The following is a 15,248-nucleotide window of genomic DNA, read 5'->3' as shown; positions in this document are numbered from 1 at the left end:
CCCCGCCTTCCCGATTGCTTTGCGCCCGACCATAGGCGCGCCACGGGGCAGAGGCAATCCGCCCCCGGGCCTAGCGGAACGCCGCGCAGGGGTCGGCGCGGTCAACTGGGTCGCCCGGCCAGACCTCGGAAAACAGCCCATCGATCCGGCCCGCCTCGTCCTGCCCGATGGCGTGCAGGCGCACCTCCGGGGCTGCGCGGGCCAAGGAAACCGGCGCGCCCCGGTCAAGACGCACGTGCCCATTTCCCGCGATCACCACGACCGGCCCGCCGGTGTCGTCCAGCGCCTGCAGGGCCGCACGGGCAAGATTGGCATCGCGCATCCGTTGCAGATCGACCATTCCGGGCAGCAGATCGGCCGGGAGCGCGTTGCAATGCGCCGCCATCTGATCAGCCTCGCGTGCGATCTGCTCGTCTTCGGGCAGCGGCTCGGTCAGCCCAAAGCGCGCAGCATCGTCCCCAAAGCTGGCCGCCACGCCGGCCCCAAGCGCCGCGCGCGCAGCATCGCGAGGAATAGCCGCGCCGTAAATGCGCGCACCCGGTGCGGACTGAAAGATAGGGTAATACATCGCAAAATCGGGCCAACCGGACTCGGCCCATTCCAAGGCGGCTTCCAGGGCCGTCGCATCGCCGATCAGGTCAGGGGTCACTCGCTTCGCCTGCTCTTCGGTCAGCATCTCGAAAACGACGGCAGTGGGGCGCAACCGGGCCACCTCGACCGACTGCGCCGCGTGATGACCGGGATTGTCGTGGACCTCGCCGATAAAAACGACTTCAGGCGCGGAATTGGCCCCCGCGCCTTGCGATGCAAAGGCCACCAGAGCGGCAGCCGTAATCCTGCACAACCAGCCTGTCATTGCAGGAAGCCAAGAACCTCCTGGCTTTGCGAGGTCAACGAATGGCGCATCTTCTGAAACGCCCCCACTTCCAACTGGCGCACCCGTTCCTTGCTCAGGCCCAGCTCGGTACCAAGGCTTTCCAGGGTGCGGGGCGCGCCACGCAGCTTGCGTTCTCGGACGATGAACCGTTCACGCTCGTTCAGCGCGTTCATTGCACACAGCAGCCATTCGCGCAGCTGGTCGTTGTCCATCCGGCCTTCGACCAGTTCGGCGGCCTGTGCGCCGTCGTCTTCCAGCACGTCGATCCATTCGCGCCCGTCTTCGTCGGCGGATTGCACCGCGTTCAGCGAAAAGTCAGTGCCCGACAGGCGGCCTTCCATCATCTCGACATCATGCAAGGGTACACCGATCTCGGTTGCCACCATCTGGTTCATATCGGACCGGCTCATCTGCTCACCACGCGCCAGCGCCTCGCGTTCCAACCGGGCCTGCACCCGACGCATGTTGAAAAACAACGATTTCTGAGAAGAGGTTGATCCGGTGCGCACCATCGACCAGTTGCGCATGACGAAATCCTGCACGCTGGCCTTGATCCACCAGACCGCGTAGGTCGAAAATCGCACACCGCGATCGGGGTCGAATTTCTCGGCCGCTTTCATCAGCCCAAGCCCGGCTTCCTGGATCAGGTCGTTCATGGGGGCACCGTAGCGGCGGAATTTCGACGCCATGGAGATTGCCAACCGCATGTAGGCCTGAATGAGCCGGTGCAAGGCGGCCTCGTCCCGGTGGTCGCGCCAAGCGTAGGCAAGCGCCAGCTCGGTTTCGGCGTCCAGCAATTCTGCCTTCATCGCGCGGCGCGACATCGCGCGGTCATAGGTCGTATCCAATGGCATTTCCGGTCCCCCTGACGCTACCCACCCCTTGTCCCTTGTACAGGAGTGCTATGTTAACTACGCAAAACCCCCATGAAAGGTTCACTCGAGAGGCAAAAAAACATGTCTTCCCGAAGCACATTGGTGCTGGGCGGCGCCGCGTCGGGCAAATCTGCCTATGCGGAATCGCTGTTCGATGCCCGAACGGGCCCCTTGACCTATATCGCCACCGCACAGGCCTATGACGCTGAAATGGAAGCGAAAATTCGCATCCACACCGACCGTCGCGGCCCGACTTGGCACACCGTCGAGGCGCCGCTGGACGCGGCTGCCGCGCTTGAGCGGCTTTCGCAGGCGGACCATTGCCTGTTCGATTGCGCAACCATGTGGCTGAGCAACCACCTTCTGGCCGGGTCCGATCTGGCGGCAGAACAGACCCGATTGGTTAACGCAATGACCGCCTGCCCGGCCCGGCTTGTCATCGTCACAAACGAGGTCGGCCACGGGATTGTTCCCGAAAATGCGCTGGCCCGGCAATTCCGCGAGGCGCAGGGCCGGTTGAACATCGCGCTGGCCGCCAGTGCCGACCATGTGGTGCAGGTGATCGCCGGACTGCCGCAGGTGCTGAAATGACGCGGCTGCACCTTGTCCGCCACGGGCCGACCCACGCGCGCGCCATGGTCGGCTGGTCGGACATTCCCGCCGATCTTAGCGACATTGCCGCGCTTTCGCGTCTGTCGGCAGCCCTGCCGGAACGGGCGGTCGTTGTGTCGTCAGACCTGGTCCGCGCCAGCGCCACCGCCGATGCGATTCAAGGGGCACGCCAGCGCCTGCCCCACGACCAGGCGCTGCGTGAACTGCACTTCGGCGACTGGGAGATGCAGAACGCCCGCCAGATCGGCGAAAGCCACCCCATCCTGTCACGCGCCTATTGGGAAACCCCCGGAGATATCGCGCCGCCCAACGGAGAAAGCTGGAATCAGGCGCGCGCGCGTATCGACGCCGTCATTGACCGGCTGTGCGCCGACCACGCCGGCGGGGACATCGTGATCGTCGCGCATTTCGGAATGATCCTGACCCAAATCCAGCGCGCCCGGGGCCAGACGCCCTATCAGGCACTGGGGCAGAAGATCGACAACCTGTCGCTGACTCAGCTGGAGCGGACAGCCCAGGGCTGGCGCGTCGGGGCGATCAATCACTGTCCGTGATCGGGGTGCGAACAAAATCGCGTTATGCGATTTGCGCCATGCGACTTAACCTAACCCCATGACATATGATCTTTTTATCGGCGACCGCATGTATTCCAGCTGGTCGCTGCGCGGCTGGCTGATGTTCGAGACATTCAACATCCCCTGCACGCCCCACATGATCGGCCTATACGCCGGTACGATGGCCGAAGATATGGCCGCCCTTGCCCCGGCGCGACTGGTGCCGGCTATGCGCACGCCCGAGGGCACGGTCGTAGGCGAAAGCTTTGCGATGGCCGAAACCTTGGCCGAACGCCACCCCGACGCCGGTCTGTGGCCGACGGAGGCCGCCCAGCGCGCCACCGCCCGCTGGCTCTGCGCCGAAATGGTCGGCGGGTTTTCCGCCCTGCGCGGCGATTGCCCGATGCAATTGCAACGCTGCTATAGCAAGTTTCAGCCGTCCGAGGCGGTATTGCGTGATATCGCCCGGGTCGAAACCCTTTGGGACTATGCGCGTCAGGTATCTGGCGCGGCAGATGGTCCGCTGTTCGGCGCATGGTCCTTGGCCGACGTTTTTTATACCCCGGTCGCCGCGCGGATCATCGGCTATGGCCTGCCGGTCAGCGACGCCGCGCGCGCCTACTGCCTGTTCCTGTTGTCGACACCGGCGATGCGGGATTGGCGCGCCAAGGCGCAAGAGGTCATCTATGATCCGGAACCATACCTTCTGCCGCTCGACAGCACGCCTTGGCCGGTTTGAGGCCCGCTGTTAACCCTTAATAAACCTTCGCCGCGTTAACCATTTTCCAAGGCGGAGGGTTGGGCATGGTCTCGCGGACCTACACGGTGGCGTTTCAAGGGGTGCAGGCGCGCCTGGTCGAAGTGCAATGCGCGCTGGCACCCGGCCTGCCTGCCTTTTCGGTCGTCGGCCTGCCCGACAAGGCTGTGTCGGAAGCGCGCGACCGCGTGCGCAGCGCACTGGCGGCACTGTCGATTGCGCTGCCGTCCAAACGCATCACCATCAACCTCTCACCCGCCGACCTGCCCAAGGAAGGCAGCCATTTCGACCTGCCCATCGCCGTGGCGCTACTGGCCGCGCTGAATATCGTGCCGCCCGACAAGGTCGAAACGCTGGTATCGCTGGGCGAACTGGCGCTTGATGCCTCACTGGTGCCGGTGCTGGGGGCGCTGCCCGCCGCCATGGCCGCGGCCGAGGCAGGCCACGCCCTGCTTTGCCCGCTGGCTTGCGGGGCAGAGGCCGCCTGGGTCGGGGCGACGGACACCTTTGCCGCACGCTCGCTGGGCGATGCGCTGCGCCACCTGACCGGGCAGTCTCCGCTGACACCCGCGCGCCCCGGTGCGATGATCGCCGGCGGTCTCGGTCCCGACCTGCGCGATGTGAAAGGGCAGGAACGGGCGAAACGGGCGTTGGAGGTTGCCGCCGCCGGGCGCCATCACATTATAATGGTCGGCACGCCGGGCTCTGGCAAATCCATGCTGGCCGCCCGGCTCCCTGGCCTGTTGCCCGATCTCAGCCCGACCGAGGCGCTTGACACCTCGATGATCCACTCGCTCTGCGGTTTGCTGGACAACGGCGGCATCAACCGGCGCCGCCCGTTCCGTGCACCCCACCACACCGCGTCGATGGCGGCGCTTGTCGGCGGCGGGCGCAACGCGCGCCCCGGCGAGATCAGCCTGGCCCACAATGGCGTGCTGTTCTTGGACGAGCTGCCGGAATTCCCGCGCACCGTGCTGGAAACCCTGCGTCAGCCGATCGAAACCGGAGAGGTGATGATCGCTCGGGCAAATGCGCATGTGCGCTATCCCTGCCGGTTCATGCTGGTGGCGGCGGCAAACCCCTGCAAATGCGGCTATCTGAGCGATGCGGCCCGCGCCTGTTCGCGGGCACCCACCTGCGGAGAGGATTACATGGGCCGAATCTCGGGGCCCTTGATGGACAGGTTCGACCTGCGCCTTGAGGTTCCGCCCGTGGCCTTCCGCGACCTTGACCTGCCGCCCTCGGGCGATGACACCGCCACGGTCGCCGCGCGCGTCGCCGCCGCGCGCGAGGTGCAGCAGGCCCGGTTTTGCGACGTTCCCGGTACCGAACTGAACGCCGATGCCGAGGGCGCGCTGCTGGAACAGATCGCGACGCCGGATGCCGAGGGGCGTGACCTGCTGCAACGCGCGGCAGAGCGGTTCGGCCTGTCGGCGCGCGGCTATCACCGGGTGCTGCGCGTGGCCCGCACCATCGCCGACCTCGACAACGACCCGAATGTGCGCCGCCCGCATGTGGCCGAAGCCATCGCCTTTCGCGTCAGCGGCGCCTAGGCCATCGCTGCCACGCGAGCCTCGATCGCTTCCCAGACCTTTTCTGCGATGTTCACCCCGTCGAATCGCTCAAGCTCCTGGATGCCGGTCGGCGAGGTCACGTTGATTTCGGTCAGGTAGTCGCCGATCACGTCGATCCCCACGAAGACCTGCCCCTTTTCGCGCAGCAGCGGGCCGATGGCGGCACAAATCTCGCGGTCGCGCGCGCTCAATTCGATCTTTTCGGGCCGCCCGCCCACATGCATGTTCGATCGAGTCTCGCCTTCGGCGGGCACCCGGTTGATGGCGCCAACCGGCTCTCCATCAACCAAAATCACGCGCTTGTCGCCCTTGCTGACGGCAGGCAGGAATTTCTGAACGATCAGAGGCTCGCGCGAAAAGCCGGTGAACAACTCGTGCAAAGACGACAGGTTGCGGTCGTTTTCGTCCAGACGAAACACGCCGGCGCCGCCGTTGCCGTACAGCGGTTTGAGGATGATATCGCCATGGCGCGCCTTGAATTCCCGGATCACCCCAAGGTCGCGCGCGATCGTCGTGGGCGGCGTCAGTTCGGGGAAATCCAGCACCAGCAGTTTTTCGGGGTAGTTGCGCACCCAGAACGGGTCGTTCACCACCAGCGTGGTGCCCGCCAGCCGGTCCAGAAGATGCGTCGAGGTGATGTAATGCATGTCGAACGGCGGGTCCTGCCGCAGCCAGACAACATCGAAATCCGCCAGATCAACCTCGCGCCGCGGGCCGAGCTTTGCCGGATCGCCTTTGACGCGCTGCACCGTCATATCATGGCCGCGCGCCATGATTCGCCCTTCCTGAAACGACAGGTCGTCCGGGCTGTAATAAAACAGATCGTGTCCGCGCGCCTGTGCCTCTTCCGCCAGCCGGAATGTGCTGTCGGCGTCGATATTGACCCCGGTAATCGGATCCATCTGAAAGGCGATTTTCATGGCTACCCTCGCAATGCTGTGCCCGATACATGGCGCAGCACGGCAGGGGGTTCAATGGCGATCAGGCATAAGCCAAGGCATTCTCGACAATGCGGAACGCGCCATGACCATTCACCAAAGCCACATCAAAGCGCATATCCGTATCCATGCCGCGCGGTTCGCCCGCCAGAAATTCAAGCGCGGCGTTCTGCAATCTCCCGATCTGGCGCGGCTGCAGCCGTTCGGCGGCACGGTCGAAATCGCGGGCTTTCTTGACCTCGACAAAGATCACCGCGTCCCCCAGACGCATCACAAGGTCAATTTCGCCAGACCGGCCGCGCCAGCGCCGGTTCACAAGCGAATGTCCGGTGTCGCGATAATGCCGTTCGATCCGATCTTCAGCGGCCTGCCCATCGTGATAGGCCACCTGCCCGCGAATTGCCCGCTGTGCCGTCATGGTCGCCCCATCTGCAATGCCATCTGATACACGTCGCGCTTTGGCAGGCCGTGAATTTTTGACACGATTTCCGCCGCATCGCGGACTGAGTGCGTTTCAAGCGCCGTCCGCAAATCGTTTTCTAAGTCCAATTCACTAATTTTTTCCGAACCCGCGCGATCCACCACCACCACGATTTCCCCTTTTGGATCGGGGGCATCGGCCATGCCGGCGACAAGATCTTGAAGTGTACCGCGCCGAACGTCTTCAAATTTCTTCGTGATTTCCCGGCAAATCGCGGCCTGTCGCTCGCCGCCCAGGGACTCGGCCATATCTGCCAATGATGCGCGCAGCCTCTTCGGTGATTCGTAAAATACAAGCGTTCCGGGGATCTGCGCCAAGTCCATCAGTCGTGTTTGTCGCGCGGCGCTCGCGTTTGGCAGAAACCCGGCGAAAAAGAAGGAGTCGGTGGGCAGCCCTGCCAGAACCAGCGCCGCGGGCACCGCCGAAGCGCCCGGCGCCACCGTCACCATCTGTCCCGCCGCCGCCATCGCCCGGCCCAATTCGAACCCGGGATCCGCGATCAGCGGCATTCCCGCCTCCGAGGCATAGGCCACGGATTTTCCCTGCACCGCTTCGGCCACCAGCCGATCCTGCACCGAGGCGCCACTATGGTCGTGGTAGGCGATGATCCGCCGCCCCGACAGCGGCACGCCATGAATGTCCATCAGGTGCCGCAAGCTGCGGGTATCTTCCGCCGCAAGCACATCGGCCGAGGCCAGCGTGTCCAGCGCCCGCAGCGTGATGTCGCGTGCCGTTCCGATGGGCGTGGCAACAAAATGCAACCCCGGGGCCAATCTCACCTGTTTGTAATTCAACGCTGGACCCGCCTTGTCTGAGGATTATTATCGGCAGGAACCACAGGCGCGCCGTTCCGCCGCATCGAGGAGATACAGCGACCATGTTTGCCGTTTTCGCACGGGCCCGCAAGGCAGCCCAGGCCCTGACGTTTCTTGCCGCCACAGCTGCTTTGGCAGCCTGCGATGTCGTTCCGTCGACCGGCGGGCCATCCATCGACACGTCTAAACCGGTCCCCGTGGCCTTGCTTGTGCCGCGCGGATCGGCCCAGCCGGGCGATGCTGTTCTGGCGCAAAGTCTTGAAAACGCGGCCCGCATGGCGATGGCCGACCTTCAGGGCGTCCAGATTGATCTGCGCGTCTATGACACTGCCGGCAACGCCGCCACAGCCGCGTCGGTTGCGTCGCAGGCCGTGTCCGACGGCGCGCGTATCATCCTTGGCCCCGTCTATGGCGAAGCTGCCAATGCTGCCGGGCTGGCCGTGGCCGGACAGGGCGTGAACGTTCTGTCTTTCTCGAACAACGCCTCGATCGCGGGCGGCAACGTCTTCGTCCTTGGGCCGACCTTTGACAACACCGCCCAGCGACTGGCCAGCTTTGCCGCCTCGCAAGGCAAGCGCAACGTGCTGATCGTGCACAGCAGCGATCTGGCCGGGCAATCCGGGCGCGACGCCATCCAGTCGGCCCTGGTGCGCAGCGGCACCAGCCTGGCCGGTGCCGTGTCCTATGACCAGTCGCAGCAATCGGTGATCGCTTCGATCCCGACGATCAAGAGCACCGTCGACAGTTCGGGCGCCGATGCGATTTTCCTGACCGCGAACAGCGCGGGCGCCCTGCCCCTGCTGACCCAGTTGATGCCAGAGGCCGGGATTTCTCCGACCACGACCCAGTTCATCGGTCTGACCCGCTGGGATATCCCGCCGCAAACGACGGCATTGCCGGGCGTTCAGGGCGGCTGGTTCGCCCTGCCCGATCCGGGCAAGGCCGGCCAGTTCAGCGCGCGTTACACCTCGGCCTATGGGGCCGCGCCCCACCCGATCGGCGGCTTGGCCTACGACGGGATCGCCGCCATCGGCGCATTGGTCGGCAACGGCCAATCCAATGCGCTGACCGGTGCGGCCCTGACACAGGGCGCCGGATTCCAAGGGGTTGGCGGCATTTTCCGCCTGCGCCCCGACGGCACCAACCAACGCGGCCTTGCGGTTGCGACCATTCAGAACAGACAGGTGGTTGTGATTGACCCTGCCCCAGCAAGCTTCTCCGGCGCCGGTTTCTGAACCGACGCCGCCCGAGTCCCTGGCGCCGCTGGCGCCCGGGCCTCTCGTCTGCCCCTCGGAAGAGATTTTTGACGCCGCCGCCATCAGCGCGCGGATCGACTCGCTTGTGTCTGAGGGCCTGAACGACGCAAAGCTGCGCGCCGAAACGGTGCGCCTGTTGCGCGAAGCAAATTCCGCCGGGCGCCTGGCGATTGAGACCGCCTTTGCCGCCGCGCCGTTTGATGCGCGCCCACTGACGCGTGCCTATTCCTTCCTGACCGACGGGTTGGTCACAACTGCACTGCATGTCGCCAGCCAGCACTTGCATCCCCTACCGAACCCGACCAAGGGCGAACGCATCGCGCTGATCGCCGTCGGCGGCTACGGCCGAGGCGAAATGGCGCCGTTTTCAGATGTCGACCTGCTGTTTCTGACGCCCTACAAGATCACCGCCTGGGCCGAGAGCGTCATCGAATCGATGCTCTATATCCTGTGGGATCTGAAGCTGAAGGTCGGCCATTCCAGCCGCACCATCCGCGATTGCATCCGGCTTGGCTCGGAAGATTTCACAATCCGTACCGCCCTGCTGGAACACCGTTTTCTGGCCGGCGACGCTGACCTGGCCGCCAGCCTCGACACCCGCCTGCGCAAGGAGTTGTTTGCCAGCGGAGAGCGCGATTTCATCGAAGCCAAACTGGACGAACGCGAAAAGCGCCACCGCAAGCAGGGCCAGCGGTATATGGTCGAGCCCAATGTGAAAGAGGGCAAAGGCGGATTGCGCGACCTGCAATCCCTGTTCTGGATTGCAAAGTACATCCACCATGTGCAGGACAGCGCCGAACTGGTGCCGCTGGGCGTGTTCCGGCCCGATGAATATGCGCGTTTTCTGAAGGCCGAGGAATTCCTCTGGGCGGTGCGCGCCCATATGCACCTGGTGGTGGGCCGCGCCACCGAACAGCTGACCTTCGATCTTCAGGTCGACGTGGCCGAACGCATGGGCTACCGCGACAAATCCGGCCGCCGGGGCGTTGAATTCTTCATGCAGGAGTATTTTCTGCACGCCACCGCCGTGGGCGATCTGACCCGCATTTTCCTGACCAAGCTTGAAGCGATCCACGTCAAATCCGAACCGCTGCTGGAACGGTTCTTTCGCCGCCGCAAGAAGGTGAAAGACGGCTATATCGAGGTGAACAACCGCCTTGGCGTGGCGGACCCCAAGGCATTTGTGCAAGACAAGCTGAACCTGCTGCGCATCTTCGACGAGGGGTTGCGCACCGGTATGCTGATCCACCCCGACGCGATGCGCCTTATCACCGCGAACCTCGACCTGATCGACGATGCGATGCGCAACGATCGCGAAGCGCAGCAGATTTTCCTGAACCTGCTGCTGCGTCACGGCAACCCCGAGCGTGCGCTGCGGCGCATGAACGAATTGGGCGTGCTGGCAGCCTTCTTGCCGGAATTCGAACCGATCGTCGCTATGATGCAGTTCAATATGTATCACAGCTATACGGTCGACGAACACACGATCCAGTGCATCAAGAACCTTGCCCAGATCGAAAAGGGCGACTTGGTGGAATCCCTTCCCATCGCTTCGGGCATTCTGGCCGAGGGCGTGAACCGCAAGGTTCTGTATGTCGCCCTGTTGCTGCACGACATCGGCAAAGGCCGCCCCGAAGATCACTCGATGCTGGGCGCCCAGATCGCGCGCCGGGTGGCGCCCCGGCTTGGGCTGAACAAGGCCGATTGCGAAACCGTCGAATGGCTGGTGCGCTATCACCTGCTGATGTCGGATATGGCGCAGAAACGCGATATCGCCGATCCACGCACCGTCCGCGATTTCGCCAAGGCGGTACAGACTGTGAAACGGCTGGATTTGCTGACCGTGCTGACGGTCTGCGACATCCGGGGCGTCGGGCCGAACGTGTGGAACAACTGGAAGGCCGCGCTGCTGCGCGCGCTCTATCGCCAAACCCGCAAGGCGATGGAAACCGGCATGGAAGACCTGAACCGGGAAAATCGAGGCACCGAGGCCAAGAAGCTGCTGCGCGAGGCGCTGCCGGATTGGTCCAAGGCCGATCTGAAACGCGAAACCGCCCGGCATTACCCTCCCTACTGGCAGGGCCTCCATGTCACCGCGCATGTCGATTTCGCCTGGATGCTGCGAGACATCGAACAAACCGACGGGCCGGGGCAAATCCGGATTCACCTGCACCCGGATGAAGACCGAGACGCCACCCGCGCCTGTTTTGTGATGCCCGACCACCCCGGCATCTTTGCCCGGCTGGCGGGGGCGCTGGCGCTTGTGGGGGCCAACGTGGTGGATGCGCGCAGTTACACCACCAAGGACGGTTTCGTGACCGACGCGTATTGGATACAGGACGCCGACGGCACACCCTATGAGGCCTCGCGCCTGCCTCGCCTTGCCCAGATGATCATGAAGACCCTGAATGGCGAAGTAATCGCGCAGGAGGCCCTGAAATCGCGCGACAAGATCAAGAAACGCGAAAAGGCCTTCGACGTGCCGACCCATATCACCTTCGACAACGACGGGTCCGATATCTACACGATCATCGAGGTCGACACCCGCGACCGCCCCGGCCTGCTCTACGACCTGGCGCGCACGCTGGCGAACAGCAACGTCTATATCGCCAACGCGGTGATCGCGACCTACGGCGAGCAGGTGGTCGATACCTTCTACGTGAAGGACATGTTCGGGCTGAAATACTATTCGGAGAGCAAGCAGCGCACCTTGGAAACACGTCTACGCGCTGCAATCACCGACGGGGCATTGCGCGCGGATCGGTAGACGGACCGGATGAAAAAAGGAGGCCCTGCCCCCGTCCCTGCGGGACTCCCCCGGAGTATTTTCACGATGGTGAATCGGTAAAGGGCGCCCTGCTTCTTTGGGGTCCAAATATCCCCGCCGGAGGCATCGCGCGTTAGCGCGATTGTTTGACGTCAGGCCGCGTGATGGAGTAGCGCGACCCGCTTATCTGAAACACATAGTCGTGCGCTGGGTGTGGAGCGGCCGGCGTCGAAAGACAGCAATGCGCGGGCCTCGGTGGCCGAGGGGTGATCGGATTCGATGTCTCCAAGCAGGCTTTCGCTGGCCAGGCCGTCCGACCAGATCACCTCGTGCCGGTCGAGAAGGATGTGGTGGTAGGTCACGTCGGTCAGCGAGTCGTCGCGCAAGATCGAGGTGCCGTTGATCAGTTTCTTGATCGGCACCAGCACCTCGGATTCGCCGAACAGCAGTTCGCTCTGGCTCCCGCGTGCCAGAACGCGGTGTTGCGGAGACAGGCGGATATCGCGATCAGGGCAGCCGGGACCAAAGGCATCGCGGCGCACGATAATCGGGCGGTAGTCCGCGTGATCGACCAGCGCCACGCGGGGGAGTCGGCAGCGTCCGATCCAGCGGATCGTCTGAAAGCCGTTGTCCATGGTACATAGTCGGTCGCCCGCGGCAAGATCGGCCACATCCATTGCACCGCGTGGGGTGACCATCTGGCAGCCGGTGGTGAAGCAGGGCGGCGCGGCCATGTCGGAATAGAGATAGCCGGGGTAGTCGCTGGCCGAAATTACCGTCAGCGGTGTGCCCGGCGGGGGGAAGCCCGAGGGATCGCCCACGAAGGCCAGGCCTTCGATCGTCGAATAGGACGCACCGCCGCCGCCTTCGTTGATGTTGAAGCCGATCATCGTGTAGGTCGTGCCGTCGGGCCCCTGCACCTGAAATTCGTACTCTGCCTCGACGCGCGCGCTGTCCTGGAACGTCTGACCATCAAAGGCTTGTTGCCCGTCAAGCTTCTGGTTGCCGTCATTATCGCCAAAGTAGTCGTCGTCATCCTTGATCCGGATGCTTGACCAGTCCTGGGATCCCAGGGTGATCGTCTTGCCGACAAGCTGGCTGCCGTCGCCCTGACCCTTGTTCGACAGGCTCTCTCCTCCCGAGATGCTGACCTGAGACGCGCCCAGCGCGTAGATTGTTTCCGTCGTCATTCCTGCAGGCCCCACCTCACCCCGCATCGAAGGTGGCGGCGAAATTGGTTCAAATTGTGGTTAACTTTTTATCAAATCGGGATGATTTTGCGGCCGGGTCGCGGATTGTTTCGCGCCAGAGCGGGCGTGGCAGCCCGTGATGCGGCATCTTTCCGAGCGTTCCGCAACGCGGTATGGTCGCGCCAATCGGGCCGGGCATCACCGGCCGGGCGGGCAGAAACGGCAGGCAGAACAGATGAAACCGATCCGGCTGATGTCCGGCTTTCTGACAGTGGGCGGCTGGACGCTGATGTCGCGCGTCCTGGGCTTTGTGCGCGACGCGATGATCCTTGCGTTGCTGGGCACCGGCCCCCTGTATGAGGCCTATGTGGTGGCCTTTCGCCTGCCCAACATGTTCCGCCGCTTCTTTGCCGAGGGCGCATTCAACACCGCTTTCGTACCGATGTTTTCCAAGCGGGTCGAAGCAGGCGAAGATGCGCGCGCCTTTGCCGAGGATGCGCTGGCGGGGCTGGCCTCGGTCCTGATCGTGCTGACGCTGGTGGCGCAGCTGGCGATGCCCTGGATGATCCTGGGGCTGGCCAGCGGGTTCGCGGGCGAGGAACGGTTTGATCTGGCGGTCGAATTCGGCCGCATCGCCTTTCCCTATGTGCTGTTCATCTCGGTCGCCGCGTTGCTTTCGGGGGTGCTGAACGCGACAGGGCGGTTTGCAGCGGCGGCGGCGGCTCCGGTTCTGCTGAACGTGCTGCTGATCTCGGCGATGGCGGCGGCTTCGGCCCTTGGCGGATCGGTGGCGCTGGCGCTTGTCTGGGCGATCCCGGTAGCCGGTGTGGCTCAGCTGATCCTTGTCTGGGTGGCGGCATCGCGTGCCGGGTTCGGCCTGCGGCTGAAACGCCCGCGCTGGACACCCGAGCTGCGGCGTCTGGTGCGCGTTGCGGTGCCTGCTGCGCTGGCCGGGGGCGTCGTACAGGTCAACCTGCTGATCGGGCAGCAGGTCGCCAGCTATTTCGACAAGGCGGTGGGTTGGCTTTACGCCGCTGACCGGCTGTACCAGCTGCCGCTGGGCGTGGTGGGCATTGCCATCGGCATCGTGCTGCTGCCCGATCTGTCACGCCGACTGTCGGCGGGGGACGATGCCGGGGGGCGCGATGCGCTGTCGCGCGCGGCCGAGGTGTCACTGGCATTGACCATTCCCAGCGCGGTGGCGCTGATCGTGATTCCACTGCCGCTGGTGTCGGTTCTGTTCCAGCGCGGCGCGGCGACCGCAGCGGACAGCGCAGCCATTGCAATGGCGGTGGCGATCTATGGCGCGGGTCTGCCCGCCTTCGTCATGCAGAAAATCCTGCAACCGCTGTTCTTTGCGCGCGAAGATACCCGCAGCCCGTTTCGTTACGCGCTGATTGCCATGGCGGTGAACCTTGTCGCGGCCATAGGGCTGGTGCCGTGGTTCGGCTGGTTGGCCCCTGCGGTGGCGACAACGCTGGCCGGCTGGGCTATGGTTGGCTTTCTGTGGCAGGGTAGCCGGGGCATGGGGCTGGCCGCCACATTCGACGACCGGTTCCGCCGGCGGATCTGGCGTATCTGCGCGGCCTCTGTGTTGATGGGCGCCATGCTGTTCGGGCTGGTGCAGGTGCTGGAACCGGCTTTGAACACAGCGGGCCTGCGGTATCTGGCGCTTATGGGCGTGGTCGCCGCAGCGATCGTGTTCTATTTCGGCGTGGGGCAGGTGATCGGTGCGTTCCGGCTGGCCGAATTCCGCAATGCGATGCGCCGACGCCGCTGACGTCAGCCTTGGCGCAACCGCGCCAGAAGGCGCGCCCAGCCGCCCGGCACCAACACGATGGTCAGCGCGAATCCGGCAGCAAACCCGCCCAGATCGGCGACCCAATCGGGCTGCACGTCGATGAACACCGCGAAGATCAGCTGGATCGCCATCAGGAAGCCGATCAGCGTGAAGGCGCGGGCCTGATTTTCACCGACCGCCGACAGGCGCAGCCACAGCAGGTAGGTAAAGGCTCCGATCAGCCCGTAGACCGGCGGAAACGCCCCGACCAACGGCACCGGACTGTTTGTGAACACCGCATAGGCAAGCGCCCCCGCGACCGAGGACACGAAGAACACCGCCAGCATCGCCACGGCGCCGCAGGTTTCGGCGACCATCTTGCCCAGCGCCAGCAGCATCACGCCGGAAAACAGCGCCTGCGTGAAACTGACGTGGATGAACGGATAGCTGACGAAGCGCAGCAGGTGTTCCAGCGGCCACTGCCCCGTGTCCCACATCCAGCGCAGGATATCGCCGGAGAACGCATAGCGTTGCAGCGCGGCAAGCCGCCAGCCCACCGCCTCGGGGCCGCCGACAAGGCCGCGCGCGCCCAGCTGGAACCCGATTTCCACCGCGACGATGGCGGCGAACAGGATGATGACGACAACCGGCAAGGGATTGACGGCCTGGACGGGGTGTTGACTGCTCATGTTGATTATCGGCCTTTCCGGGCTTCTTGACGGCACCTGATGGCATGGGTATGCGAAACCGGCGATTTTTTCCAGCCGGAGTT

General features: G+C 64.1%; 14 protein-coding genes. 7 read left to right on the top strand and 7 right to left on the bottom strand.

Annotation, left to right across the window (positions count from 1 at the left end; translation table 11 throughout):
• Positions 1-70: 70 nt before the first annotated feature.
• Together FGK64_RS16580 and FGK64_RS16575 are read right to left on the bottom strand one after the other, a co-directional pair.
• Entirely contained in the window at positions 71-856 is a 786-nt protein-coding gene (locus FGK64_RS16580; RefSeq protein WP_138864931.1) for a ChaN family lipoprotein, read from the bottom strand.
• Entirely contained in the window at positions 853-1,731 is an 879-nt protein-coding gene (locus FGK64_RS16575) for an RNA polymerase factor sigma-32 (RefSeq protein WP_138864930.1), read from the bottom strand. Before FGK64_RS16575 ends, FGK64_RS16580 begins: the two co-directional genes overlap by 4 nt.
• Before the next feature lie 102 nt (positions 1,732-1,833).
• Between FGK64_RS16575 and cobU the strand changes: the two genes are divergently transcribed.
• From cobU to FGK64_RS16555, 4 genes are all read left to right on the top strand, one after another.
• On the top strand, positions 1,834-2,343 hold the full coding sequence (gene cobU, locus FGK64_RS16570; RefSeq protein ID WP_138864929.1) for a bifunctional adenosylcobinamide kinase/adenosylcobinamide-phosphate guanylyltransferase: 510 nt from the start codon (positions 1,834-1,836) through the stop codon (positions 2,341-2,343).
• A complete protein-coding gene (locus tag FGK64_RS16565; RefSeq protein ID WP_138864928.1) occupies positions 2,340-2,918 on the top strand; it encodes a histidine phosphatase family protein in 579 nt (192 codons plus the stop codon). Before cobU ends, FGK64_RS16565 begins: the two co-directional genes overlap by 4 nt.
• 58 nt (positions 2,919-2,976) lie before the next feature.
• A complete protein-coding gene (locus tag FGK64_RS16560) occupies positions 2,977-3,657 on the top strand; it encodes a glutathione S-transferase (protein ID WP_138864927.1) in 681 nt (226 codons plus the stop codon).
• Between the two features lie 65 nt (positions 3,658-3,722).
• Positions 3,723-5,228, top strand: coding sequence for a YifB family Mg chelatase-like AAA ATPase (locus tag FGK64_RS16555; protein ID WP_138864926.1), 1,506 nt, complete (start codon positions 3,723-3,725; stop codon positions 5,226-5,228).
• Here the strand turns inward: FGK64_RS16555 and gshB are convergent.
• The 3 genes from gshB to rsmI form a co-directional block, all read right to left on the bottom strand.
• Complete coding sequence (gene gshB, locus FGK64_RS16550) at positions 5,225-6,169, bottom strand: glutathione synthase (RefSeq protein ID WP_138864925.1); 945 nt, start codon at positions 6,167-6,169, stop codon at positions 5,225-5,227. The two genes, FGK64_RS16555 and gshB, sit on opposite strands and share 4 nt — an antisense overlap.
• A gap of 61 nt (positions 6,170-6,230) precedes the next feature.
• Entirely contained in the window at positions 6,231-6,605 is a 375-nt protein-coding gene (locus FGK64_RS16545; RefSeq protein WP_171054110.1) for a YraN family protein, read from the bottom strand.
• Positions 6,602-7,462, bottom strand: coding sequence for a 16S rRNA (cytidine(1402)-2'-O)-methyltransferase (gene rsmI, locus FGK64_RS16540; RefSeq protein ID WP_138864924.1), 861 nt, complete (start codon positions 7,460-7,462; stop codon positions 6,602-6,604). Before rsmI ends, FGK64_RS16545 begins: the two co-directional genes overlap by 4 nt.
• 83 nt (positions 7,463-7,545) lie before the next feature.
• Here rsmI and FGK64_RS16535 point away from each other — a divergent pair, with 83 nt between their 5' ends.
• Entirely contained in the window at positions 7,546-8,718 is a 1,173-nt protein-coding gene (locus FGK64_RS16535; RefSeq protein ID WP_138864923.1) for a penicillin-binding protein activator, read from the top strand.
• On the top strand, positions 8,678-11,506 hold the full coding sequence (locus FGK64_RS16530) for a [protein-PII] uridylyltransferase (protein ID WP_138864922.1): 2,829 nt from the start codon (positions 8,678-8,680) through the stop codon (positions 11,504-11,506). The genes FGK64_RS16535 and FGK64_RS16530 overlap by 41 nt, the downstream gene beginning before the upstream one ends.
• Before the next feature lie 152 nt (positions 11,507-11,658).
• On the opposite strand, the gene FGK64_RS16525 is transcribed toward FGK64_RS16530, so the two are convergent.
• A complete protein-coding gene (locus FGK64_RS16525; RefSeq protein ID WP_171054109.1) occupies positions 11,659-12,696 on the bottom strand; it encodes a Hint domain-containing protein in 1,038 nt (345 codons plus the stop codon).
• Positions 12,697-12,931: 235 nt separating this feature from the next.
• On the opposite strand from FGK64_RS16525, the gene murJ reads away from it, so the two are divergent.
• On the top strand, positions 12,932-14,476 hold the full coding sequence (gene murJ / locus FGK64_RS16520; protein ID WP_138864920.1) for a murein biosynthesis integral membrane protein MurJ: 1,545 nt from the start codon (positions 12,932-12,934) through the stop codon (positions 14,474-14,476).
• Between the two features lie 2 nt (positions 14,477-14,478).
• On the opposite strand, the gene FGK64_RS16515 is transcribed toward murJ, so the two are convergent.
• Positions 14,479-15,165, bottom strand: coding sequence for a rhomboid family intramembrane serine protease (locus FGK64_RS16515; RefSeq protein ID WP_246057792.1), 687 nt, complete (start codon positions 15,163-15,165; stop codon positions 14,479-14,481).
• Positions 15,166-15,248 lie beyond the last annotated feature (83 nt).

Origin of the sequence: Arenibacterium halophilum (genome assembly GCF_005938225.1) — a bacterium.
GTDB classification, from domain to species: Bacteria; Pseudomonadota; Alphaproteobacteria; order Rhodobacterales; family Rhodobacteraceae; genus Arenibacterium; species Arenibacterium halophilum.
Note: the sequence above shows the minus strand (reverse complement) of the source record. Positions and strands in the feature narration are given on the sequence as shown.